This is a genomic window from Desulfacinum infernum DSM 9756, assembly GCF_900129305.1.
Classification (GTDB): domain Bacteria; phylum Desulfobacterota; class Syntrophobacteria; order Syntrophobacterales; family DSM-9756; genus Desulfacinum; species Desulfacinum infernum.
In genome coordinates, this window is record NZ_FQVB01000028.1 from 16,380 (window position 1) to 39,514 (window position 23,135).

General features: G+C 63.4%; 18 protein-coding genes. 13 read left to right on the plus strand and 5 right to left on the minus strand.

Going from position 1 to position 23,135, the window contains the following annotated elements; translation table 11 throughout:
- Nucleotides 1–112: 112 nt before the first annotated feature.
- The 9 genes from hypA (at nucleotide 113) to BUB04_RS13430 (ending at nucleotide 10,237) form a co-directional block, all read left to right on the plus strand.
- On the plus strand, nucleotides 113–487 hold the full coding sequence (gene hypA / locus BUB04_RS13395) for a hydrogenase maturation nickel metallochaperone HypA (protein ID WP_143156489.1): 375 nt from the start codon (nucleotides 113–115) through the stop codon (nucleotides 485–487).
- A complete protein-coding gene (gene hypB, locus BUB04_RS13400; protein ID WP_073040405.1) occupies nucleotides 483–1,142 on the plus strand; it encodes a hydrogenase nickel incorporation protein HypB in 660 nt (219 codons plus the stop codon). The genes hypA and hypB overlap by 5 nt, the downstream gene beginning before the upstream one ends.
- Entirely contained in the window at nucleotides 1,139–3,457 is a 2,319-nt protein-coding gene (gene hypF / locus BUB04_RS13405) for a carbamoyltransferase HypF (protein WP_218588460.1), read from the plus strand. The genes hypB and hypF overlap by 4 nt, the downstream gene beginning before the upstream one ends.
- An 18-nt stretch (nucleotides 3,458–3,475) precedes the next feature.
- Nucleotides 3,476–4,576 (plus strand): hydrogenase formation protein HypD, encoded by a 1,101-nt coding sequence (gene hypD / locus BUB04_RS13410; protein WP_073040354.1) that lies wholly within the window; start codon nucleotides 3,476–3,478, stop codon nucleotides 4,574–4,576.
- Nucleotides 4,577–4,723: 147 nt separating this feature from the next.
- Entirely contained in the window at nucleotides 4,724–6,769 is a 2,046-nt protein-coding gene (locus BUB04_RS13415; protein WP_073040356.1) for a tyrosine-type recombinase/integrase, read from the plus strand.
- A gap of 180 nt (nucleotides 6,770–6,949) precedes the next feature.
- A complete protein-coding gene (locus BUB04_RS19405; protein ID WP_178371991.1) occupies nucleotides 6,950–7,123 on the plus strand; it encodes a hypothetical protein in 174 nt (57 codons plus the stop codon).
- 115 nt (nucleotides 7,124–7,238) lie between these two features.
- Nucleotides 7,239–8,249 (plus strand): hydrogenase expression/formation protein HypE, encoded by a 1,011-nt coding sequence (gene hypE / locus BUB04_RS13420; RefSeq protein WP_073040358.1) that lies wholly within the window; start codon nucleotides 7,239–7,241, stop codon nucleotides 8,247–8,249.
- A 241-nt stretch (nucleotides 8,250–8,490) separates the two neighbouring features.
- Entirely contained in the window at nucleotides 8,491–9,624 is a 1,134-nt protein-coding gene (locus BUB04_RS13425) for a radical SAM protein (RefSeq protein ID WP_245795196.1), read from the plus strand.
- A gap of 169 nt (nucleotides 9,625–9,793) precedes the next feature.
- Nucleotides 9,794–10,237 (plus strand): PPC domain-containing DNA-binding protein, encoded by a 444-nt coding sequence (locus tag BUB04_RS13430; RefSeq protein WP_073040360.1) that lies wholly within the window; start codon nucleotides 9,794–9,796, stop codon nucleotides 10,235–10,237.
- Nucleotides 10,238–10,254: 17 nt separating this feature from the next.
- Here the strand turns inward: BUB04_RS13430 and BUB04_RS13435 are convergent, their stop codons facing one another.
- Nucleotides 10,255–11,508: an AmpG family muropeptide MFS transporter gene (locus tag BUB04_RS13435; protein ID WP_073040362.1), complete on the minus strand. Its 1,254-nt coding sequence runs from the start codon at nucleotides 11,506–11,508 to the stop codon at nucleotides 10,255–10,257.
- A gap of 487 nt (nucleotides 11,509–11,995) precedes the next feature.
- Between BUB04_RS13435 and BUB04_RS13445 the strand changes: the two genes are divergently transcribed.
- Nucleotides 11,996–13,054: a KamA family radical SAM protein gene (locus tag BUB04_RS13445; protein WP_073040411.1), complete on the plus strand. Its 1,059-nt coding sequence runs from the start codon at nucleotides 11,996–11,998 to the stop codon at nucleotides 13,052–13,054.
- A 155-nt stretch (nucleotides 13,055–13,209) separates the two neighbouring features.
- Nucleotides 13,210–13,734, plus strand: coding sequence for a hypothetical protein (locus tag BUB04_RS13450; protein WP_143156490.1), 525 nt, complete (start codon nucleotides 13,210–13,212; stop codon nucleotides 13,732–13,734).
- Here BUB04_RS13450 and BUB04_RS13455 read toward each other — a convergent pair.
- The gene (locus BUB04_RS13455) at nucleotides 13,716–16,040 is read right to left on the minus strand and encodes a cysteine synthase (RefSeq protein ID WP_073040367.1); all 2,325 of its coding nucleotides are present in this window, start codon (nucleotides 16,038–16,040) and stop codon (nucleotides 13,716–13,718) included. The two genes, BUB04_RS13450 and BUB04_RS13455, sit on opposite strands and share 19 nt — an antisense overlap.
- Before the next feature lie 274 nt (nucleotides 16,041–16,314).
- Here BUB04_RS13455 and BUB04_RS13460 point away from each other — a divergent pair, with 274 nt between their 5' ends.
- Entirely contained in the window at nucleotides 16,315–17,268 is a 954-nt protein-coding gene (locus BUB04_RS13460) for a 2-dehydropantoate 2-reductase (RefSeq protein WP_073040368.1), read from the plus strand.
- Between the two features lie 465 nt (nucleotides 17,269–17,733).
- On the opposite strand, the gene BUB04_RS13465 is transcribed toward BUB04_RS13460, so the two are convergent.
- The 3 genes from BUB04_RS13465 to BUB04_RS13475 form a co-directional block, all read right to left on the minus strand.
- Nucleotides 17,734–19,575: a menaquinone biosynthesis decarboxylase gene (locus BUB04_RS13465; protein ID WP_218588464.1), complete on the minus strand. Its 1,842-nt coding sequence runs from the start codon at nucleotides 19,573–19,575 to the stop codon at nucleotides 17,734–17,736.
- A gap of 324 nt (nucleotides 19,576–19,899) precedes the next feature.
- On the minus strand, nucleotides 19,900–20,625 hold the full coding sequence (gene ubiE, locus BUB04_RS13470) for a bifunctional demethylmenaquinone methyltransferase/2-methoxy-6-polyprenyl-1,4-benzoquinol methylase UbiE (protein WP_084076491.1): 726 nt from the start codon (nucleotides 20,623–20,625) through the stop codon (nucleotides 19,900–19,902).
- Nucleotides 20,626–20,637: 12 nt separating this feature from the next.
- On the minus strand, nucleotides 20,638–21,498 hold the full coding sequence (locus BUB04_RS13475; RefSeq protein WP_073040370.1) for a UbiA-like polyprenyltransferase: 861 nt from the start codon (nucleotides 21,496–21,498) through the stop codon (nucleotides 20,638–20,640).
- Between the two features lie 116 nt (nucleotides 21,499–21,614).
- Between BUB04_RS13475 and rlmD the strand changes: the two genes are divergently transcribed.
- Nucleotides 21,615–23,045, plus strand: coding sequence for a 23S rRNA (uracil(1939)-C(5))-methyltransferase RlmD (gene rlmD / locus BUB04_RS13480; protein WP_073040372.1), 1,431 nt, complete (start codon nucleotides 21,615–21,617; stop codon nucleotides 23,043–23,045).
- Nucleotides 23,046–23,135: the final 90 nt, after the last annotated feature.

The following is a 23,135-nucleotide window of genomic DNA, read 5'->3' on the forward strand; positions in this document are numbered from 1 at the left end:
GGAGTCAACTTGACCGGCATGGGAAGCCGTGTGTAAAGTGCCTCTTGCTTTTGGAGAGGAAGCAACGGGTCCCGAATCCAGGGCCGCACGGGGGGAAAACGACGTGCACGAGATGGCCATTGCCGAGAATCTACTGGAAATCGTACTGGACGAAAGCGCCCGGCACGGCATTCGCCGGGTGGACCGCATCGTGGTGCAGGTGGGAGCCTTGGCGGCGGTGGTGCCGGAGGCGTTGACCTTCTGTTTCCAGGCGGTGTCTCAGGACACCCTTGCGGCGGGCGCCCGACTGGACATCGAGACCGTTCCGGTGGTAGTCCGGTGCCCCCTGTGCGGGGAGCTCTTCGAGGTGGAAGATCGGTTCGACGCCTGCCCGGACTGCGGGCCCGTGGTGTCGGGAATGCACATGGTGAGCGGACGGGAGATGACGGTTCTGTCCATCGAAGGACAGGGAGATGAAGAGGGGGCGCACGGTCATGACGGAGATTAAGGTTCCCGTGGTTCGAAACATCCTGGAGATCAACGAACGCCTGGCGGCGGAAAATCGAAGGCTCTTCGACGAAAAAAAGATTCTCGCCATCAACCTGATGAGCTCTCCCGGGGCGGGAAAGACATCCTTGCTGGAACGCACGGTGGAGGGCTTGGGGGGACGGTTCGGCATCGCGGTCATCGAAGGGGACATCCAGTCTTCCTACGACGCCGAGAGGATCCAGAAAAAGGGGGTCCAGGCCGTGCAGATTAACACGGACGGGGCCTGTCACCTGGACGGCAACATGATCCAGTCGGCCCTGAACGCTCTGGATCTGGATTCGGTGGACCTTTTGGTCATCGAAAACGTGGGGAACCTGGTCTGCCCCGCCGAGTTCAACCTGGGAGAACACCACAAGGCGATGATCCTCAGCGTGGCCGAGGGCGACGACAAACCGCTCAAGTATCCCCTCATGTTCCAGCAATCATCGGTTCTTCTGGTGAACAAGATCGACCTGCTGCCCTATGTGGACTGTGATGTGGCCGTCATCCGGCAGCGCGCTTCCCAACTCAATCCCAACCAGGCCGTCTTCGAAGTGTCGTGTCGAACGGGAGAGGGCCTGGACGCCTGGTACGCATGGCTGGAAGATCGAATCCGGGAAGTGAAGAACGCGTGAACCCTTCCGGAGAGAGGGGGCTGCGGCGCGTTCGTGTCCAGGTGGACGGGATCGTCCAGGGAGTGGGTTTTCGACCCACGGTATACCAGCTGGCCCGAAGCCTGGATCTGGCCGGCCGGGTGCGCAACGATTCGGAAGGCGTGGAGATCGAGGTGGCGGGCCCCGAGGACCGGGTGGCGGAGTTCCTGCGCCGCCTGCCCCGGGAGGCCCCGCCGCTGGCGAAAATCGTCCGGATGGACGTGGAGGAGAGGCCCTACTCGCCCGTAGATGGCTTTCTCATCCAGGCCAGCGAGCGGACCGGATCCCGTACCACGCTCATCTCCCCGGACGTCTCCATCTGCGACGACTGCCTGCGCGAGCTTTTCGACCCCCACGACCGCCGCTTCCGCTACCCCTTCATCAACTGCACCAACTGCGGTCCCCGCTACACCATCATCCGAGACATCCCCTACGACCGCGACAAGACCACCATGGTCTCCTTTCCCATGTGTCCGGCCTGTCGCGCCGAATATGAGAACCCCCGGGATCGAAGGTTCCACGCCCAGCCCAACGCCTGCTGGGAGTGCGGCCCCACGGTGTGGCTGGAGGATCCCGAGGGGCGCCGGTTGGCCGAAAGGGATGCGGCCGTACGGGAGACCATCCGGCTCCTGTCCGAAGGAAAGATCGCCGCCGTCAAGGGCCTCGGAGGCTTCCATCTGGCCGTAGCGGCCGGCGACGAGGAGGCGGTGGCCCGGTTGAGGCGCCGCAAGATCCGCGAGGAAAAACCCTTTGCGGTCATGTTTTCGTCGCTGGAGGATATCCGGGGTGTTTGTCGGGTGAGTCCCGAGGAAGAAGCGCTCCTCATGAGCCGGGAGCGCCCCATTGTGCTCCTGGCCAGACGTCCCGAGCCGAAGCCGGGATGTCCCCCCGTCGCTCCGTCCGTGGCCCCCGGCAACCGATTCCTGGGAGCCTTTCTTCCCTACACGCCGCTCCACGCGCTGCTTTTTCGGGACGCCCCCTACCGGGCCCTGGTGATGACCAGCGGAAACCAAAGTGATGAGCCCATCGTCACGGAAGACCAAACCGCGCGGGAGAGGCTCCGGGGCATCGCCGACGCCTTTCTTTTCCACAACCGGGACATCTACATCCGCTGCGACGATTCCGTGGTGCGCTCTGCACGGGGAAAACCCCGCCCCATCCGACGGGCCCGCGGTTATGTGCCGGTTCCGGTGGTTCTTCGCGAGCCGGGCCCCACGGTCTTGGGGGTGGGCGGAGAACTCAAGAACACAGTCTGCCTCACGCGGGGCCGCTACGCCTTTCTGAGCCAGCACGTGGGGGACCTGGAAAACCTGGAAACCCTTCGGGCCTTTGAGCACACCATCGACCACCTGAAAAGGATCCTGGAGGTACGCCCGGAGCTCATCGTCCACGATCTGCACCTCGACTACCTGAGCACCCAGTGGGCCGAAGCCCGCACGGACCTTCCCCGCCTGGCGGTTCAGCACCACCACGCCCACATCGCTTCCGTGGCGGCGGAAAGGGGATGGAACGGCCCCGTGCTGGGCGTGGCTTTGGACGGCACCGGCTACGGGGCGGACGGCACCCTTTGGGGCGGGGAGTTCCTTTGGGTGGACGGGGCCCGCTATGAAAGATTGGGCCGCTTTTCCCGGCTTCCCCTTCCCGGCGGCGAGAAGGCCATCAAGGAGCCCTGGCGCATGGCCGTGGCCGCCCTCTGGTCCCTGGCGGGGGAGGAGGCGGAACGCGTCCACGACGACATCCTTTCCCGGTGGCCGGAAAGGCAGAGGCGGGTGGTGCTCCGGATGCTCCAAAAGGGATTCAACTCGCCGCTCAGCTCCTCGTGCGGCCGGCTCTTCGATGCCGTCTCGTCTCTCGCGGGACTCCGCGATCGGATCACCTACGAAGGACAGGCGGCCGTGGAATTGGAACAGGCCCTGGAGCCGGATTCCGGGGCCTACGAAGCCCGCCTCGTAAAAGAGGAAGACCTTTGGGTGTTGGACACCCTGCCGCTCCTGGAAGAAACGGTCCGGGACGTGCGCCGCGGCGTCCGCCCGGGTCTTGTTTCCGCCCGGTTTCACAACGGCCTGGCACGAGCCGTCGTGCGGATGGTGGAAATCTTGCGGGAGGAAACGGGACTTTCCGCCGTGGCTCTGAGCGGAGGCGTCTTCCAGAACGTCTATCTTTCCGGGAAGGTGGAGCAGGAGCTGGAAGATCGGGGCTTTGAGGTGCTCGTTCACCAGGAGGTGCCGCCCAACGACGCGTGCATCGCCTTGGGCCAGGTGCACGTGGGGCGGGAATACCTGAAGACTTTGACGTGAGAAGGGAAAGGACTCCCCATGGCTCTCAAATACATCGACGAGTTTCGGGACGGGGAGCTGGCGCGCGCCGTTCTCCAGCGGTTGAAGACCCGCTGCAGGGACCTGGGGCCCATGCGGTTCATGGAGATCTGCGGCACCCACACCGTGTCCATCTTTCGCTCGGGCCTTCGGGATCTGCTGCCGCCCAACGTGGAGCTCATCAGCGGTCCCGGCTGTCCGGTTTGCGTCACAGCCAACGGGGATATCGACCGGGCCATCTGGTTTGCCGGCCGGCCGGACGTGATCGTCACCACCTTCGGAGACCTGCTTCGGGTTCCGGGATCCCGGTCGTCCCTTCTGCAGGAGCGGGGCAACGGGGCCGACGTGCGGATGGTCTACGCCAGCTTCGACGCCGTCCAGATCGCCAAAGAAAATCCGGACAAACAGGTGGTCTTCATCGGGATCGGCTTCGAAACGACGGCTCCCACGGTGGCGGCCGCCGTCCAGATGGCCGCCCGGGACGGCGTGGACAACTTCTCCGTCTTTTCCGCTCACAAGGTGCTTCCCCCCGTCATGGAGGCCCTGCTGGAATCGGAAAATCTCCTTTTGGACGGTTTCCTGTGCCCGGGCCATGTGACCACCGTGATTGGAGCCAAGGCCTACCAGGCGGTTGCGGAACGCTACCGCTTGTCCTGCGTCGTCACGGGATTCGAACCCCTGGACATCCTGCAGGGCTTGACGCTTCTGGTGGAACAGCGGGCGGAGGGGAAGCCTTCGGTGGAAATCCAATACCGGCGAGGCGTCACGTGGGAAGGAAACCCGACGGCACAGAAACTGATGGCCGAGATTTTCGAACCTGCGGACGCCGTCTGGAGAGGATTGGGAAAGATTCCGGGTTCGGGTCTTGCCCTGCGGCCCCAGTGGGCCCGCTTCGATGCGGCGCGACGGTTCGACCTGCCGCCTATGGAAGGAAAGGAAGATCCGGCCTGTCGGTGCGGGGACGTGCTACGGGGCGCTCTTCGCCCGCCCCAATGTCCGCTCTTTCGAAAGGTCTGCACCCCCCAGAATCCCAAAGGGCCCTGCATGGTGTCCAGTGAGGGCACCTGCGGCGCCTACTACCGGTATTTTCGTGAGTCGTGAGTCGTGAGTCGTGAGTCGTGAAGTCGTGAAGTCGTGAAGTCGGGGGCGGTTGGGAGAACGTTGCCGTGGGAACGCTCGGTGGCCTATAACGTTTCTTAGGTCGTGCATGTGCATTGAACGGGTCCTGCGAAAAGAGGGAGGCGTTCCATGGGCGAATCCAGGCAGGTCATCGATGTAACGGCCCACGGAGTTCCTGAAGGGGCTTCGGAAGAGCGGCCGGGTGCCGGCTCCGCTCCTTCCGATGGCCGGCGGGGGCGCCGTCTTTCCGTGTTTCTGGGCCTCTTCGGATGCCTCGGCGCCCTGACACTCACCTATTGCTTCCTACGTCCGCCCGTGTACCGGGCGGAGGCGTCTCTGATTCTCAAACCCACGCCCCCCCAAGCGACGGAAATATCGCCGCCGGGTCCTTCGCCCGCCGGAAAGTCGGACCTGGTGGTGGCACACCAGGTCCTCCTGAGTCGCTCCATGCTGGAGAAGGTGCGGGAGGAGCTTTCGTCCGGCAACGGATCGCCGGAACCCGTGAGGGAATTGGGCACCGACGAGATCGCTCGCATGGTGGGCGCCCGGATGGTCCCCGAAGGCAACCTCATCCGGCTGTTCGCCGAGGGGTCGGACAGGACCGTGCTGCTCCACGTTCTGCGCACCTGGATCCGGGTCTATCTGGCGACGTTCGAAGAATCCCAGAAGGCGGCCTTGGCCATGGACAGTGAAACCTTGGACGAAGAAGTCCGGGCCCTGGAAGCTCGCCTGGAAAGCAAACGGCAGGAACTGGAGCTCTATCGGCAGGTCCATGACATTGTCTCTCTGGAAAGGGAGGAAAACCAGCTGGTCTCGCGCCTCCGGGGGCTGAACGAGTCGCTGGCCCGGGCCCGGGAAACACTGGTGACCGCGGAATCCCGTCTGAAGGCCCTTCTGGAGGCCCGGGCCCGTGGTGAAGACATCCTGGAAGGGCGGGAATTGAGGGCCGTGCTGTCCTTGCAGGAAAAAGCCGAGGCACTGCGGGATCAGCTCCGGGATCTCCGAGAACGCTACACGGAAAAATACATGAACCTGGACCCCAGGGTCCGGGGCCTCCGGGCCCAGCTGGAAAGGATTGAAAGGAAAATCGTCCAAACCCGGACGGAAGCCGAGGCCGCCGCCTTGGACAAGGCCCGCCAGGACGTGGAGACCGCCCGCCGAAGCGTCGTGCAATTGGAAGCTCAGGTGGCGGAGCACGAAGAGAAGGCCAGGGATTTCAATGCCAAGTTTGCGCGCCACCAGGCTTTGGTGGAGGAACTGAAGGATCTGGAAGCGCTCTATCGCCGTCGCAAGGAACAGAGGATCCAGCGGGAGGTTTCCCCGGCGCAGCATGTGCCCAGGCTGAGCGTCCTGGAACAGCCGGAAGCGGGGGAAAACCCCGTGCGGCCCCATTATCTCAGGGATGCGGGGATCGGGATGGCGGGCGTTCTGGTGGTCTCGCTCTTCGGCCTGTGGCTCTTCGAATTTCTCCTTCGTTCTCCCCGAAAGGAGGAGGCCGCCGGAGGCCCGACGCTCATCTTCCAGCCCAACGTCTCTCGGAGCATGGAACCGCCCCCACCCAAAGCCCTGCTGGAGGATTCCGCAGGCGGGGCGGTTCCGGGGCCGGCTCGGGAGCTGTCGCCCCTGGAGATTGAAGCCATGATGGGCGCGGCGGATCCGGTGGATGGTGCTCTTGTCTATCTCCTCCTGACAGGCCTTCGGGCCGATGAGGTGGCGACCCTTCGCTGGGGGGAAGTGGATCTGGAGAAGGGATGGGTCCGTCTTTCGGGGAATCCGCCCCGACTCATCCCCCTGGAAGGACGGGGCCGGGAGGCCCTGAAGGGGCTGCTGGAAAGTTATCACCGGGAGCCTCCGGACAAGTCGGCGCCGGTTTTTGTGAAAGAAGACGGCGCTCCCATGACGGCGGAGGAGATTCGGGCGAGATTGCTCTTCCTGGCCCAGGATGCGGGCCTGGCATCCCCCGGCGCGGTGACTCCCGATGCGTTGCGCCATACCTACCTGCTCTTCCTGGTGCGCCAGGGGATTCGGTTGTCGGCGCTGGAGCAGGTGGCGGGCCCTGTGGACGGGTCCTTTTTCAGCCGCTACGGGGCAGTGGCCCCGCCGGGACCCGGCCGGGATCCGGAGGAGGTGGCCCGGGTCCTGCCGGTTTTTCTGAGAACCTCCGATGGGAACTAAGAGCCTGTCCGAAAACTCCGCCACCCGTCACTCCCGCGCAAGCGGGAGTCCATAGGTTCCCGGAAATCCTGGATCCCCGCTCCCCGTTCAAGCCGGGGACAAGCTTCGCGGGGATGACTGATGGAGACAAAACGAGGCAAAGAACCCATTCTCGGACAACCTCCTAGGCGGAGAGTCGCCATGGTCTACAGCGCCGTGGGCTATTGCTCGTGCGGAGCGCAAGTCTGGATCGAGTACCTGATTTCTGCGGAAAAGAGGTGGACCCATCGGTTTTTCGACGATCAGCATCGGGAAATCCAGCGCTGCCCCCAATGCGGCCGTGAGCTGTCGGAAGATCTCTTGGAATCTCTTTGAATCCAAGACGCCCGCCTCCATTTTGCCCTTGTCACCTCCCGCCCGCACCATGTAGTAGGATCCAGCCCTCGGTTTGGCGTCGAGGAGGATCGCTCTGAACAAGGAGGAACGTCGATTGAAGGAACGCACCATTACGCTGGATCATGGCAGCGGTGGCCGGGCGACCCATGAGCTGGTCAGGGAGGTTTTCGCTCGCGCCTTCGACAACGCCTTTTTGGGACAGATGAACGACAGTGCGGTGCTTCAAGTGCCGGCCGGGCGCATCGCCATGAGTACCGATTCCTATGTGGTGGATCCGGTTGTCTTTCCCGGCGGCAACATCGGAAGCCTGGCGGTCCACGGGACCATCAACGACCTGGCCATGAGCGGCGCCAGGCCCTTGTACCTGACGGCGGGTTTCGTGCTGGAGGAGGGCTTGTCCCTGGCGCTTTTGGAGGAGATCGTGGAGGCCATGGCCCGCGCCGCCCGGGACGCCCAGGTGGCCGTGGTGGCGGGGGACACCAAGGTGGTGCCCAAGGGAAAGGCGGACAAGATCTTCATCAACACCGCGGGGGTCGGCGTGGTGCCCGAGGGACTGGAGCTGGGAGGCCAGTACGCCCGCCCCGGAGACGTGGTGCTCATCAACGGCACCATCGGAGATCACGGCATGGCCATCCTGTGCACCCGGGAAGGGATCGCCATGGAAGGCGAAATACAAAGCGATTCGGCGGCCCTGCATGATCTGGTGGCGGAGCTTCTGGAAGCCTGCCCCCAGGTACGGGTGCTCAGGGACCCCACCCGGGGAGGGGTGGCCACCACGCTCAATGAAATCGCCCGGCAGTCGGAAGTGGGGATCCGACTTTTCGAGGAGGCGCTGCCCATCCGGGACGACGTGGCCGGGGCATGTGAACTTCTGGGCCTGGACCCTCTGTACGTGGCCAATGAGGGAAAGGTCCTGGCCATCGTTCCGAGGAGCGTGGCGGAGAAGGCTTTGGATGTGCTGCGGGGCCACCCTCTGGGGCGGGATGCCCGGCTCATCGGGGAAGTGACAGACCGGGATCCGGGCCGCGTGGTTTTGTGCACGCGCATCGGAGGGCATCGTCTGCTGGACATGCTTCGGGGAGAACAGCTGCCCCGCATCTGCTGACGGCCGTGATGAGTGACGAGTGACGGGTGATGAGTGACGACTCACGACTCACGACTCACGGATCACAGATCACAGATCACAGATCACGGGAAAGGGGCCGGGGGATTGCTCCTTCCACGGAGGATTTCCATCCATGGCGGCCGCCGCACCTTGTCGGTGCATCGTCCCATCGATTAGAGTTCCCATGAACCTTTGTTCTCCCATCCCATGTCGTTGGCTCCGAACGGAAGGCGGCCATCCATTGAGCGGAAGCTGGTTCCATCAAAAGTCGCGTCATTTCCAGTGTGCGGTTTGCCGGCGGTTGGTCACCGACGCCGGGCCGGGCCTGGGGGTCTGTCCGGAATGCCTTCGGAGCCGCTGGGACGAGGCGGAGCCCGTGGTGGAAACCATTCACAGGCGTTCCCGGGAGCGTTTTGATCTCCCGCCCCGGGTCCCCCGAGTCCCCGTCGGCGTGGAATGCGCGCTCTGTCTCCATCGTTGCCGAATGGAGCCCCGGCAGAAAGGCTACTGCGGGATCCGCCAAGGCGGCGAGGAAAGTCTTCGCCGGGACGGCCGACACCGCGCGCTGCTTTCCTACTACCACGATCCGATTCCCACCAATTGCGTGGCGGACTGGGTGTGCGCCGCGGGGACCGGAAGCGGATACCCTGCCTACAGCCGGGAACGAGGTCCCGAGGTGGGCTGTTACAACCTGGCGGTCTTCTTCGAAGCCTGCAATTTCAATTGTCTCTATTGCCAGAACTGGAGTTTCAAAAAGAGCGCCAGGCCCGGCGGCACCTGGACCGTTGTGGAAGATCTGCTGCCCGCCGTCACGGACCGGACCTCCTGCATCTGTTACTTCGGAGGGGATCCGGTTCCCCAGCTTCCTTTCGCCATTCGGTTCTCCCGGCGCGCCCTGGAAAAACGTTCCGGGTCCGTTCTTCGGATTTGCTGGGAGACCAACGGGAGTCTGCATCCGGCCTGGATCAAGCCCATGGTGGACCTGTCGCTTCGTTCCGGCGGATGCATCAAGGTGGACCTCAAGGCCTGGGATCCCCATGTCCACAAGGCCCTGTGCGGGTGCGGCAACCGGCAGGTGCTGGAAAACTTCGCCAGGATCGCCGGCTTCGTTCCGCTGCGTCGCGACCCGCCGCTTCTGGTGGCCAGCACTCTGCTGGTTCCTGGCTATGTGGGCGAGGAAGAGATCTTTCATCTGGCCCGCTTCATCGCCTCCCTGGATCCCCACATTCCTTATGCTCTCTTGGGTTTCGCCCCCCAGTTTTACTTGAACGACTTCCCCACCACATCGCGCAGCCAGGCCGAAGCCTGCCTGGAGGCGGCTCAAAAGGCCGGCCTGAAACGCGTCCGTCTGGCCAATCGCCACCTTCTCCACTAAAATCCCCAAACGAACCCCGGGATCCAAGGGTTCGTGCGGAACAGGACGTTGTTCCCCCACGGGCGGGGCCGTAGGGGCGAATCATCATTCGCCCTTACGGTGCGAGAATCCGCGAGAGCGGCGCGAGCCGCGATGAGGGGGCGAATGTTGGCGAAGAAAAGGAGGAACCATGCGTTACTGCGAAGGTCATGTGGGGCGGGTTTTCGTGCTGCGTCTGGAGGAAGGGGAAAGGATTCCCGACGTGATCGAGCAATTCGCCGAGGCCAAAGGGGTGCAGCGGGCCACCGTGCTGCTCCTCGGCGGCATCGATGACGGAAGCAAAGTGGTGGTGGGGCCGGAGGAAGGCCGGGGCGACGAGATCGTTCCCCTGGTGCACACCCTCAAGGGTATTCAGGAAATCCTCGGCGTGGGCACGATCTTTCCCGACGAACAGGGGCGCCCCGTCCTGCATCTCCACGGGGCGTCCGGGCGGGAAGGGGGCGCGTCGGTGGGGTGCACCCGCGCCGGAGTGGACGTGTGGCTCGTGGGCGAAGTGGTCATCCTGGAAATCCAGGGGATCGACGCGGTCCGGAAGAAAGACCCTCGAAGCGGGCTGTCCCTGCTGGAGATCTGAAAAGCTTTCGGTGCGGCTCAATCCCGGCCGGCGGTGGCCTCCTCACTGCGGGCCCAGGGAGCAAACCGGGGGAGCAGCAAGATGCCGGGAACGGCCCCCAGGGTGCTCACCGCATAGAAGAGAGGCCAGCCCAGGGTGGATACGAGAAAGCCTGTGGGGGCTCCGGCCAGCACCCGGGTGACGGCCATGAGGCTCGACAGGAGCGCGAATTGGGTGGCCGTGTAACGCTTGTTGCAAAGGCTCATGAGGAAGGCCAGGAAGGCCGCGGTCCCGAGGCCCCCGCAGATGTTTTCCACCGCCACCGCCCCCACCATGGCGGGGTAGTTCCGGCCCAGTAGGGCCAGGCCCGTGAAGCCCAAGTTGGAGACGGCCTGTAGAAAGGCGAAGATCCACAGCGACCGGTGGATCCCGATCCGGGAGAGGATGCCGCCACCGGCCAGGGTGCCCAGGATGGTGGCGGCCAGGCCGAAGGCCTTGTTGACCGTCCCCACCTCGGTTCGGGTAAATCCGATGTCCAGCAGAAAAGGGGTGGTCATGGCCCCGGCGATGGCGTCTCCCAGCTTGAAGACCATGATGAAGGCGAGCATTTCCACTGCGCCGGACCGCCTGAAATAGTCGACTAGCGGCATCCAGACGGCTTCCCGCAGGGTCGACGGCACCGGCGCGGCTTCGTGAGGGTTACGGGGTTCCGGGGAAAGGAAGGTGAAAAGGGCGCAGGCGCCCATGGCCGCCGCCATGAGCCCGTAGACGTGGGGCCATGGAAGGTGATCGGAAAGGATGAGGGCCAGGGCCCCGGACGTCAGCATGGCGAGCCGGTAGCCCACCACGCTGGTGGCGGCTCCGGCTCCCCTTTCCTCATCGGGAAGCACGTCGGCCCGATAGGCGTCGATGACGATGTCCTGGCTGGCGCTCAGAAACGCGACCGAGAGGGCCAGGATGCCCACGATCAGAATATGACGGGCGGGGGAGAAGGAGCCCAGCGCCAGAATGGCTCCGGCCAGGAGGAGCTGGGTCAGGAGGATCCATCCGCGGCGGCGGCCGAGCCAAGGAGGGACGAACCGGTCCATGACGGGAGCCCACAGGATCTTGAGGGTGTAGGGCAGTCCCACCAGGGAAAAGATGCCGATGAGGCGGATATCCACCTTTTCCGAAGCCATCCAGGCTTGGAGGGTGGAACCGGTGAGAGCCAGCGGCAGGCCGGAGGAAAAGCCCAGGCCCAGGAGGCACAGGACCCGACGTCGTCCATAAACGGAAAGCCAGGAAGGGTTCATGTCGTTCCACGCACGAAAGGATTGGAAGGCCGTATCCGGCCGGGTTTCCGGAAGGACTCTTTTCGCACGAGGAAGGTCCTTCCTGCAAGTGCGGGGAGGATTTTCGGCGCACCATCCGGTCGCAGCGCGGAGCCCCGCGATCAAACGGCGGCGCCACTCCCGCGAAAGCGATAATCTACAGGAGCTTGTCCGGGAACAGGTTTCCGTCTGGAACCGGTAAAGGATCTGACCTCTTTCGTAGCCGCGGGGCTTCAGCCCCGCGGAAAGGGGGCTCGTAACCCCATGACGAGACAGCCCATACCCGACGGCGCATCCGACATGGGGGGATCTTTAGGCAGTCCTAAAGGGCTGCGCCACAAAAGAAGCGGTTTGCCCTGGCGTTTTCTGACAAGCTCCAGTAACCTCCCGCCCGCCATCGTCCCGGTTGGGCGGTGCCGGGGGGGGGTGAGAATGGACGGAGGAAGGCAAGAAAGTGCTTTCGGAAGGAATGGTTGACCAGAATGAAAAACGGCCCGGTGCCGGCCCGGGGGGGGCTTCTCTCCACGAGGAAGTGCACCGGGTCTATCCCGTCAAGGTGAGCCCTCTTTTCCAACGCTTGATGGAAAAGCCGGGGGATCCCATCTGGCGTCAGGTGATGCCCGACGAGAGGGAGCTTCTGGACGACGGGCCTCTCGCCATGGAGGACCCGCTGGGCGAAGAGTCCCGATCGCCGGTTCCCAATCTGGTTCACAGGTATCCCGATCGGGTGCTGTGGATCGTATCGCACGTGTGCGCCGTTCACTGCCGGTTCTGCACCCGCAAGAGGCGCTGGACCCGCCCTGTGCCCCTCACCGATGGGATGACCCGGGCAGCCGAGGAATACATTTCCGCGACGCCGGCGATTCGGGATGTGCTCCTTTCCGGCGGCGATCCCCTCATGCTTCCCCTGGAGAAACTCCACGATCTGTGCGCCCGCCTGCGGCGCATCCCCCATGTGCGGATCCTTCGCATCGGAACGCGCGTTCCTTTTGCGGCTCCGGAACGGGTCACCGATGAGCTGGTTCAGGTTCTCCGGACACATCATCCGGTCTACATGAACATCCATGTCAATCACCCGTGGGAGATCTCGCCTGAGGCGCGGGAGGCCTGCGCCCGGCTGGCGGATGCGGGCATCCCGCTGGGGAGCCAGACGGTGCTCCTTAAGGACGTGAACGACGATCCGACGGTTCTGGAGGAACTGTTCGTCGAGCTTCTTTCTCTGCGCCTCCGCCCCTACTACCTGCTTCAAATGGACCTCATGAAGAGCACGGCCCACTTCCGCACCGGCATCCGGGACGGGCTGCGCATTCTGCAAAGGCTGAGAAACCGCATCTCGGGCCTGGCTCTGCCCCAGTTCGTGGTGGACCTTCCCGGCGGATACGGCAAGGTGCCGCTCTCGCCTCAGGCGGTTGAGAGGATTGAGGCGGATCGCATCGTCTTTCGCAACTACGAGGGAAAAGCCTGCAGTTATCCGCTGGACGACGGGGAAGGGCCGGAATTGGCGAAACTTCTCGGAAAGGAACCGTAAGGAGCCCCGTGCCGGCAACGCGGATTCCGCCCGCTGCAAAGACGTGCATCCCCGATTGCGCGAGAACGACACAGAAGGAGAGATCTGAAGGGGGCCTTAGAACGGAGCGGGGGCCTTCGGGATGAGGGGATGTCCGGCCGGGTGCGGGAAAAATCATGAGGATCTTTCATAGTCGTTGGGCCGTTTGGTTGTCTGGTGCGATGACCTTCACCCTTTTCGGGCTCATTAGCGTCTTGAACCGGCCCTTGGAAACGGAAGCGGCCCCCTTTGGGATCCTTTCCCTGCAATGGGCGTGGACCAAGGAAGCTGCCAGGACCATTGTAGCGTCGTGGGCCCAGTCGGGTGTCTTGAAGGCGGCTTTCTGGAATATCTGGCTCGATTTTCCCTTTGCCCTGGCTTACGGCACAACCTTGAGTGTCATCTTTTCCCGGGTGTGCCGCATGCTGAAGGGAATTTCCGCCACATCCTCGCTTTTCGGGCGCTATGCTTGTTTTCTGCCCCTCCTTGCGGCCTTCCTGGACATGGTGGAAAACGTGGCCCTCCTGAAAATGATGGGAAGCTCCGATGGTCCATCGTGGCCACCGATCGCCGCAACATGTTCCACGGCCAAATTTTCCATCCTGGCGATCAGCATCCTGGCAGTGCTATTGGTATGGATCCGCTACAGGTCCTCCTCCTGAATCCTCTCCCAGCGCGGTCCCAGGGGCGTGTCCACCACCCGGATGCCCTTTCCCAGGAGCTCATCCCGAAGCCGATCGGCCGTCGCCCAATCCTTGGCCTTCCGGGCGGCTTCCCTTCTTTCCAGCAGGGCCTTCTCCTCACCGCTTAAGGGGCTGAGATCCAGCCGAAAGAGTCCCAACACCTGGTCGAGGTGGCGAAGGGAGGCCAGAATCTGCTCCTTCTGTTCGGCGCTCAAGGGTTCCTTTTCCAGAAGGGGGTTCAGGGTACGGATGAACTGGAAGAGCGAGGCCAGGGCCTTGGGCGTGTTGAGATCGTCCGCCAGCGCGTCGAAAAACCCTTGCTCCAGGGCGAAGACGGCCTCTTCCACCGCGGCATGGCGCACTCCATCGGCGGGGCTGTGCCGGATTCGCCCGATGAATTCCCGGATTCGCTTGAGGCCTCGCGAGGCGCTCTGAAGGCTTTCCAGGGAGGCGTTCATGGGCTTGCGGTAATGGGAACCCAGCAGCCAGAATCGGATCTGAGACGGCGAAAAACCGCGCTCGTACAGCGCCTGGAGGTTGGGTTCCCCGCCCGGCAATTCTTGACCCTCTTCCTTGAGGTGCACCCTTTCGGCCAGCAGCCACGTGTTGGCGTACGGCTTTCCGGTGAGCGCCTCGGCGATGGCCCGAACGTTTTCCAAGTGGGGGAAGAGAAAATCCATGCTGCTCACATGGATGTCCAGCGGATAGCCGAACTGGTCGAAAACGGCGGCGGCCGCGGCGATGTGCCAGGTGGGCAGGACGTTGCCCCATTCGGTCTTCAGGTAGTCGCCGCGCTTGAGCTCGGCCAGGGTGGCCCGTTTGAGAAGGGCGAAGTCCCTGGGGTTGAGCTTTTCGTAGGCGTCCAGGTCCACGGTGGTGCCCACCCGGATCTTTTTGGGATCCACCCCGGAAAGGGTGCCGTAGTCGGCGAAGCCCGTCAGGCTGAAATAGACGGAGCGGAGCTTTTCGTAGGCCATCCCCTTTTGGAGGAGAGTCCGGGCGGTTTCCACGATGGCGTTCAGGTGCTCCGAGGTGCAAGCCGTCCGAAGGGACCGGGTGATGCCCAGCCGGCGAAATTCCCGGGTGAGATCCGATACCTTTTCTTCCACATACCGGTCGAGAGGCATGCCGCGATCCAAGGCGCACTGGATGGAGCGGCTGTCCAGGTCCGGGATGAGCACGAAGGCCTCCGCCTTGAACCCCTTGACCGTAAGAAAGCGGGTGAGAAGGTCGGCCAGGATGAAGCGGCGAGCGGCTTCCAGTTCCAGGCCCGAATCCAGCGGGGGACCCGTCACGGCGATGCGCACCTTGCCTTCCTGAACCGGCTTGAAGGGGGATTTCTTCCGTCTCAGGAAGTCGAAGAATTGGAAGTCGGGTTCCAGCATGGTGGTGAAAAGATTGGTGCTCAGATACCGGTCGCCGCCGTCGGGCAGGACCGCTACGATGATCCCGTCCGTTCGCTCGGCGGCGATCTGGGCCGCCGCCGCCATGGCCGCCCCCGAGCTCATGCCCACGAAGATGCCTTCCTCCTTGGCGAGACGCCGGGCCATTTCGAAGGCGTCCTCGTCCTTGACGTGGACGATCCGGTCCAGACGATACCGGTCGAAAATCCCCGGAACATAGGATTCCTTCATGTTCTTCAGGCCCTGGATCTTGTGGCCCGGGTAGGGCTCCACGGCCACCACCTGGATGTTGGGATCCCGTTCCTTCATGGCCCGCAGGATTCCCATGGCGGTGCCGCTGGTGCCCAGGGTGGTGACCACCACGTTCACCTTGCCGTCCGTCTGCTCGTAGATCTCGGGGCCGGTCCCGCGGTAGTGGGCTTCCGGGTTGGCGGGGTTGTTGAATTGGTCGGCAAGAAAATACTTGTCGGGGTTTTCCCGCACCATGCGGTAAACTTCCTCGATGGCGCCGTCCGTGCCCAAGGAACCGGGAGTCAGCAGCAGCTCCGCACCCAGGGCCTTCAGGATCTTCTGGCGCTCCAGGCTGGCCGTTTCTGGCATGGCCAGCACCAGCCGGTAGCCCTTGACGGCGGCCACCACCGCCAGTCCGATGCCCGTGTTGCCGCTGGTGGCTTCAATGATGGTCTTGTCGGGAGTTAGCTCCCCGCTGCGTTCCGCCGCCTCGATCATGTAAAGGGCCGGCCGATCCTTGATGGATCCTCCCGGGTTCTTGGCTTCCAGTTTCACGTAGATGGTTGTCCGGGGATTGGGGTTGAGCTTGTTGATGCGGACAAGGGGTGTATGGCCTATCAGCTCCAAGACGTTGTCGAAAACATTCTTCATGACCTTCGGCTCCCGCACTGTCTTTCCGATGGCGCCGGTGCTTGCGACGGAATCCACCGGCCGGCAAAGTCCCGGCTATAGTGACCACTTTCGGAGCTTTTGTCAAAGTTCAGGATATTTGTGAAAAAAGGAGCGTACAAGGCCCCTTTGTAGGGCATGGATCTGCGTATATTCCGATGTTTGACGAGCCGGGAGGGAGGCGCTATAAATACGCCCATTGAGCGGCTTGTGAGAACTCAGACAGATGGAAGGATGGAGCCAGAAGGAGCGATCCATGAAGATCGGGGTGATGGGAACCGGTGGCGTTGGGGGCTATTTTGGAGGGTATTTGGCACGTGCCGGCATGGACATCCACTTTCTTGCCCGGGGAAAGCATTTGCAGGCCCTCCAGGAAGACGGCCTGGAAGTCGTGACCAACAACGAAAATTTCCGTGTGCGGATCCACGCCACCAGCGAACCGGACGACATCGGCCCGGTGGATCTGCTCCTCTTCTGCGTCAAGGCCCATGATACGGAACAGGCGGCCCGGTACGTGGAGTCCATGGTGGAGGAGGACACCGTGATCCTCACCCTCCAGAACGGAATCGACAACGTGGAGAAGCTGGCCCAGTACTTCGGGGAAGAGAAGATCCTGGGCGGCACCGCCTACATCGAATCCACCATTGCCTCACCGGGGGTCATCGCCCACTCGGGGCAGCCGGGGCGCATCGTCTTCGGGGAGCTGACCGGGGAGCGCACGGAACGTGTGGAGCGCATCCTGGATCTCTTCCGGAAGGCCGGGATTCAGGCGGAAGTTTCCGACAACATCCATCAGGTTCTGTGGTCCAAGTTTCTTTTTATTTGCGGCGTGCACGGGGTGAGCACCCTGTCGCGGTCCTCCCTGGGGCTGGTGCTTGCCTGTCCCGAAACCCGAGAGCTCCTGGCGGGCGTCATGCGGGAAGTGGAGTCGCTGGCGCGAAAGCGCGGCGTGGATCTTCCCGCCGATGCGGTGGACCAGGCCATGGCGTTGGCCGAGTCCTACAACAAGCGTTTCAAGCCTTCCATGCTGCGCGATCTGGAGTGGCATCGAAAGACGGAGATCGAAGCGCTGAACGGCATGGTGGTGCGAATGGCCAGGGATCTGGAGGTGCCCACCCCCTACAATGAAGTGATCTATGCGGTGATGCGCCTGGAAAACAAGAAGATCGAAAACCCGGTCTGGGCCAGCCAACTGTCTACCGGCGATTGATCGAACGCATCTTCCCGCCGCTGTCTCCCGGCACCTTCCCAGCCAACCCTAAGGACCATTTGCCGTCGGTTGAGATATGGGGGCGAAAGATCTTTCGCCCCTGGGAGCTTGTCCGAGAACAGGCTTCCGTTTGGAACCGCTAAGGAGTCTGATCTCTTTCGTGGCCGCGGGGCTTCCGTCCCGGGGAATAAGGGGTCATCACAACCCAATGAACTGACGGGCAGTACCCGATGGGCCATCCGACATCCGGGGATTCCTCCGCAGCCCTGAAGGGCTGCGCTACGAAAAAAACGGTCGTTCCCACCGTTTACAGGCAGGCTCCGAGGAGCCTGTCTGAAAATGGCCCATTTGCCCCTTCCAACGTCCATTCGTCATCCCCGCGGAAGCGGGGATCCAGGATTTCCAGTAGGTTATGGATTCCCCCTTGCGCGGGAGTGACGGTTTGAGGAGTTCTCGGGCAAGCTCCTAGCGAAGAAACTCTTCGATCCCCAGTTCCTTGGCGCGCCGGGCTACCCGTTCCACCACCTGAGGGTCCATGACGATGTCGTCGGGCCAGAGCCGCAGATGGCCGTCCTCGGGTCCCTTCTTGGTGGCGTCCACCACCATGCGGCCTCGCTCCCGGATGATATCCCGCTTGGGATCCACGTTGTTGAAGAGCTTCCAGAGCACCAGGGAGCCGTCCCGCAAATCGATGTCGTGATCATAGAAGACGAAGATGGAAAAATCCTTCAATGCATCGGATGCCAGAAGCCCCGGTGCCGCCGATGGGGCCGGTGTGGTGCCGTCCTTCCGGAAGGAGAGAAGGAGCAAGGGGTTTCTGACCGCCAGATCCGGCCGGTGGGCGTCCGTGATGCGTTCGCTCACCCGGCGGGCGTGTTCAAGCAGTGCGCCGTCTCCCGGCCACTGGGTCCGGATGGGTCTCTCGGGCCGCGGCGCCTCGGAAGGCAGCCTCCGCGTGGCGTCCAGGCCCACCTTGCCGCCGAAAAGGGGTTCCGGTGCACTGTGGTCCAGCACGTCCAGGACGCCTTCCGTGATGTACACATCCCGGTCCGGATCCAGGTGGTTGAGGACCGTTTCCAGGATCGCGCGGGGCCGGGACAGATCCGCATCCGCGTCCACCACCGCCAAAGCCTTACAAAAACTCATCTGCCCCTGCCCCCACAGGGCGCTCATGACCTTGCGGGCGTGCCCGGGGTATTCCTTCTCGAGAGCGATCACGGTGATGTTGTGGAACACGCCTTCCCACGGAAGCCAGTAGTCCCTGATTTCGGGCAGCACCGCCTGCAGCAGGGGCAGAAAGATCCGCTCCGTGGCCTTGGCCAGGTAGCAGTCTTCCATGGGAGGCCGCCCCACGATGGTGGCCGGATAGATGGGGTTGCGTCGATGGGTGACGGCCGTCAGATGGAAGACGGGGTAGAGGTCGGCCAGGGAATAGTATCCCGTGTGGTCTCCGAAGGGACCTTCCACGCGCAGTTCCTCCGGATCCACGTAGCCTTCCAGGATGAATTCGGCTTCCGCCGGCACGTCCAGATCCACCGTCACCGCCCTGGTCATGGGTACGGGAGCCCGCCGGATGAACCCGGAAAGGATCATCTCGTCCACGCCCCGGGGAAGAGGCGCCGTGGCCGCGTAGGTGGTGGCCGGATCTGTTCCGATGGCCACGGCCACCGGCATCCGCTTGCCCGCCTTGCGGTATTCCTGGAAATAGTGGGAGCCGTCCTTGTGGATGTGCCAGTGCATGCCGGTGGTGGTGCGGTCGTAAACCTGAAGCCGGTACATGCCGGCGTTTCGCTTGCCGGTCTTGAGGCTCTTGGTGATCACCACCGGCAGCGTGACGAAGGGCCCCCCGTCCAGGGGCCAGCACTTGAGGATGGGAAGCCTGTCCAGGTCGATCTGGGATCCGGTGAGCACCACTTCCTGGCAGGGGGCCTTGCGGGCCTTTCGCGGAAAGAACCGAAGGAGATCCAGCCCGAGAGGCAGCAACCGAAGGGCATCGCCCAGGGATTTGGGCGGCTCCATCTCGATGAACCGGCGCAGCCGGGCGGCCAGGGCTTCCAGGTCCGGCACCCCCAGGGCCATGCAGATCCGTTTCGGACTGCCGAAGGCATTGGTCAGAACAGGGAAGGGAGATTCCACCACCTTTTCGAAGAGGAGCGCCTTGCCGCCCCCCGGGCTCTTGCTGGCCAGGTCCGTGATCTGGGTGATCTCCAGATCCCGGGAGACGGGCGCCTTGATCCGCAGCAGCTCTCCGGCCCGTTCCAGCGCCTCCACGAACTCACCCAGGTTTCGATACGCGGTCTTCATCATCTCGTTGACTCCCCCCTACGGTGATGGTCGCCCGTGCGCCACCCCGCATCGATGATGGATCGGGCCGGGCGCCGCCCCTCCAATCGAAAAGACTCATTGGCGTCTATTCGCGTTCATTCGCGGTTGTCCTTCACATCAACCCTCATCACGGGTAGCCCGTGAAGACGAAGGGTGAACGCACCTTTGGAAAGCGAGCCCCTGTAGGGGCGAATGATGATTCGCCCCCACAGGCCGTCCATATCCCGCTCTGAGAAAAACCCGTCCCTTTAAGGGCAAGTTCTTGTCTCACTGCGGCGTTCCACCCGATCCGAAACCCTCTTCCGTTCAGCGGGAATCCCTGACGGCGCGAAGATAGTAGGTGACACCGCCGGTCAGGCGCCGGACCTCCAGGCGGTGAAATCCGCGGCCTCGGGCCAAACCTCCCAGGTCTTCCGGTGTGACGAAGGCTCCCACGGATGCGGGAAGGTAGGCGTAGGCCTCCGGATCCCGCGACACGGCACCCCCGAGACGGGGCAGGATTTTTTCGAAATAAAACAGGTAGAGCCTCTTCAGCAGGGCGGCGGACGGAAGGCTGAATTCCAGGACGAGAAGGGTGCCGCCGGGCCTGAGCACGCGGTGAAACTCCTCCAGAGCCGCTCCCATGTCGGGAACATTTCGGATCCCGTAGGCGATCATGACGGCGTCGAAGCTTTCCGCCGCAAAAGGCAGTTCCAGCGCGTCTCCCCGAAGCAGCTGGTAGCGGCGGGGAGGTGTCCCCTTCTTCTCCCGTTTCGCCTTTGCGATCCGGAGCATGTTGAAGGCCAAATCCAGCCCCACCACCCGCACGCCTTCATGGGCTTTCAGAGCTGCAAAGGCCAGGTCTCCCGTTCCGGTGGCCACGTCCAGGATGACTCCGCCGGCCGGCACGGATAGGGCTGCCACCGCCCGGCGCCGCCACCAGAGGTCCAGCCCGGCGGAAAGGAAATGATTGAGGAAGTCGTAGGTGGCGGCGATGCGGTCGAACATGGACCCGATGCGCCGCTGCGTCTTTTCCAGGGAGACGGTTTTCACCGGAGCGACTCCTTAGGAGAGGCGAAGGTCGAGCCAGACGGCGAGGAAGAGAAGGACGCTCACCACGCTGTTCACATGGAAGAAGGCCACGGGGATGGCTTCCAGACGGTCCGGGCGCACCATCCGGTGCTCCAGGAAGAGGAGGCCCGAGATGACCGCGAGAAGCGCGAAGAAGAGGCCGCCCAGGTCGAAGGCCAAGCCCAAGCCCGCCAGGCTCGCCGCGGTGGTCACGTGGAGGGCGGACGAAAAGGCCAACGCCTTTTGGATCCCCCATCGGGACGGCAGGCTGTGCAGGCCCGCCGAGGTGTCGAAGTCCACGTCCTGACAGGCATAGAGAATGTCGAACCCGGCGATGTAGGTCATGAGCGCCGCGGAAAGCAGCAGGATCCCCCAGTCCATGGTTCCCGTGACGGCGATCCAGGCCCCCACGGGAGCCAGCCCGATGGCGAATCCCAGCACCAGGTGGGACCAGGCCGTGAAACGCTTGGTGTAGGAATAGAGGAAAAGAACCGCCAGACAGGGAAGCGACAGCTTGAGGCAGAGGTCTCCCAGCATGGCGGCGCTGGCCACGAACACGGCCGATGAGAGAACCACCAGCAGCGTCATGGCCCGGGTGGAGATTTCCCCCGTCACCGACGGTCGGGATGCCGTGCGGGGGTTCAGCGCATCAAACCGGCGGTCCACCAGGCGGTTGAATCCCATGGCGGCCGACCGGGCCCCGGCCATGGCCACGACGATCCAGAAGAGGGTCTTCGCCGTGAGCGGCGTGTGGCGGTGGGCGAGAAGGGCCGCCGCCAGGGCGAAGGGAAGCGCAAAGACGGTGTGGCTGAACTTAATGAGCCGTCCGTAGGTGTGTAGGGATCGAATCCACATTTCAGGTTCCTGCGATCCGTTGGGGCAAAGTCACTGGTCATCCAAGCCCGTATCTATTAGCATAGGAGCCCGCACGATCAACAGGGATTTCAGAGGATTCGGAAGGGAACCATTTCATGACGAGCTTTAAGAAGGGAACGGAACTGACCTGTTCCGTGGAAAAACTGGCCTTCGGGGGCAAGGGCGTGGCCCGGGTGGACGGCTTCGTGGTCTTCCTGGACCGCGCCCTCCCGGGTCAGAAGGTTCGCGCGCGCATCGTCAAGAAGCGCAAGAGCTATGCGGAAGCGGTGGTCCTGGATGTGTTGGAGCCGTCTCCCCACCAGGTGGAGCCCGTGTGTGCCCATTTCGGCGTGTGCGGCGGGTGCCGCTGGCAGGACCTGGACTACGGGCAGCAGCTGGTCTGGAAGCGGCGGCACGTGGAAGAGTGCCTGGAGCATCTGGGCGACGTGCTGGAAACGCCCGTGGGAGAAGTGGTCCCGTCGCCCCGGACCACGTGCTATCGGAACAAGATGGAGTTCACCTTTTCCGGGTATCGCTGGCTATCGCCGGAGGAGATCGCGCGGAAGGAGGAGGCCTTCGACCGCTCGTTCGCCCTGGGCTTGCATGTCCGGGGGCATTTCGACCGGGTGTTCGACATCGGCGACTGTCGGCTGGAATCCCCCGAAGCCATGGCCATTGTGGAGGCGGTCCGAGACTTTACCCGCCGAAGCGGTCTTCCTCCCTATTCCATCCGGGAGCACCGAGGATGCTGGCGCTTTCTGGTGATCCGGGAGGGGAAACGGACGGGCCAGCGCCTGGTGCACGTCATCACGGGCGACTTTCCAGGAGCCGAAAAGGCCGTGGATTCCCTGACGGAATTTCTTCGCGAGTCCGGCCCTCACATCACCACGCTCGTCCATTCCGTAAACCGCACCCGGGCCCAGGTGGCCCAGGGCGATGAGGAGCGGGTGCTCTGGGGTCCCGGGGCCATCGAGGAAGAACTGGGAAACCTTCGATTTCGCATCTCCGCCCAGTCCTTTTTCCAGACCAACCCGCTGGCCGCCGAAAACCTCTATGGGACGGCTCGCGACTTTGCGGGCCTCACGGGGGCGGAGACGGTCTGGGACCTCTATTGCGGCACGGGAAGCATCGCGCTCTTCGTGGCCGGTCATGCCCGGAAAGTGGCGGGCTTTGAGGTGGTGGAATCGGCCATCCAGGACGCCTACCGCAACGCGGCCCTGAACAAGGTGGATAACTGCGTCTTTCGGGTGGGGGACCTGAAGGACGTGATCCGGGACCCCGCCGTCCGCGGCCCCGGAGTGGCGTTGCCGGACGTGGTCATTACGGACCCGCCCCGGGCCGGGATGCACCCGAACGTGATCAAGGCGCTGCTGGAGCTGGCGCCCCGGCGTATCGTGGCGGTTTCCTGCAACCCGGCCACCCTGGCCCGGGACCTGGCGCTTCTATCGGAACGCTACCACGTGTGCCGGGTCCAGCCTTTCGATCTTTTCCCTCACACGCCCCATATCGAGTGCGTGGTGCAACTGGACCGGAAGGCAAAGGCGTGAGACGGCGCAGCAATAAGCCCCATTCCTACCCAGCGGGTTCAGAACGGGTGTTCCCGCGGGGCTGAAGCCCCGCGGCTACGAGAAGATGTC